A 1,341-nucleotide genomic window follows, 5' to 3' on the forward strand; every position below is an offset into this window, starting at 1 on the left:
CGGCGACGGCGGGGCGGCGGCGGCCCCCGACCCCGCCGTCGCCGGGCCCCGCCCGCCGCGCGCGCCGCGCCTGCACCGGGCCTGGTTCGTAGCGGCGGTGACCTTCGTGACGATCGTCGGCGCGGCCGCCTTCATGTCCCTGCCCGGCCTGCTGATCGACCCGCTGCACGGGGAGTTCGGCTGGTCCCGGGGCACCATCGGCGCCGCCGTGTCCGTCAACCTCGCCCTGTACGGCCTGACGGCGCCGTTCGCGGCGTCGCTGATGGACCGCTTCGGCATCCGCAAGGTGGTCGCGGCGGCGCTCGCCGTCATCTCGGCCGGCTCGCTGCTGACCGTGGGGATGCACGCGGTGTGGCAAATCGTCCTGTACTGGGGCGTACTGGTCGGCCTCGGCAGCGGGTCCATGGCGCTGGCCTTCGCGGCGACGGTCACGAGCAGGTGGTTCGTCGCGCGGCGCGGCCTGGTGACCGGCATCCTGACGGCGGCGAGCGCCTCCGGCCAGCTGGTGTTCCTGCCGGTGCTGTCGTGGCTGGTCACACACCACGGGTGGCGGCCCGCCGCGATCACGGTGGGGCTGTCGGCGGCGGTGGTCGTCCCGCTCGTCCTGCTGCTGATGCGCGACCACCCGGCGGACGTCGGCCAGGCGCCCTACGGCGCCCCCGCGTTCGAGGAGAAGCCGCCGCCGGTGACGGGCGCGGCGCGCCGGGCCCTGGGCGCGCTGGCCTCGGCGGCCCGCACGGGCCCGTTCTGGCTCCTCGCGGGGTCCTTCGCGGTCTGCGGCGCCTCCACGAACGGCCTGGTGAAGACCCACTTCGTGCCCGCCGCGCACGATCACGGGCTGCCGGTGACGACCGCGGCCTCGCTGCTCGCGGTGATCGGCGTGTTCGACGTCGTCGGCACGATCGCGTCCGGCTGGTTCACCGACCGCCTCGACGCGCGGCGCCTGCTGGCCGTCTACTACGCGCTGCGCGGGGTCTCGCTGATGTTCCTGCCGATGCTGCTCGGGCCGTCCCTCCACCCGACGATGCTGTTCTTCATCGTCTTCTACGGCCTGGACTGGGTGGCGACGGTGCCGCCCACGCTCGCCCTGTGCCGCGAGCACTTCGGCGAGAACAGCTCGATCGTCTTCGGCTGGGTCCTCGCCGCGCACCAGGTCGGCGCCGCGGTGGTGGCCTGGGCGGGCGGCGTGGCGCGCGACGTCTTCGGCTCGTACGACGTCGTCTGGTACGGCGCGGGCGCGATGTGCGCGATCGCCGCGCTGATGGCCCTGGTGGTGCGCCGCGCGGCCCCGGCCGACCCGCTGCCCGCGCCCTTCGCCGCCTGAGCGCGGCGGCCGGGCAG

General features: G+C 75.5%; 1 protein-coding gene. It reads left to right on the plus strand.

The features are described 5' to 3' along the window. The coding region (locus L1885_RS28390; protein ID WP_235800007.1) for an MFS transporter at positions 1–1,324 on the plus strand (1,324 nt) is incomplete at its 5' end. Positions 1,325–1,341 lie beyond the last annotated feature (17 nt).

Origin of the sequence: Streptomyces fuscigenes (genome assembly GCF_021556455.1) — a bacterium.
Taxonomy (GTDB): Bacteria; Actinomycetota; Actinomycetes; order Streptomycetales; family Streptomycetaceae; genus Streptomyces; species Streptomyces fuscigenes.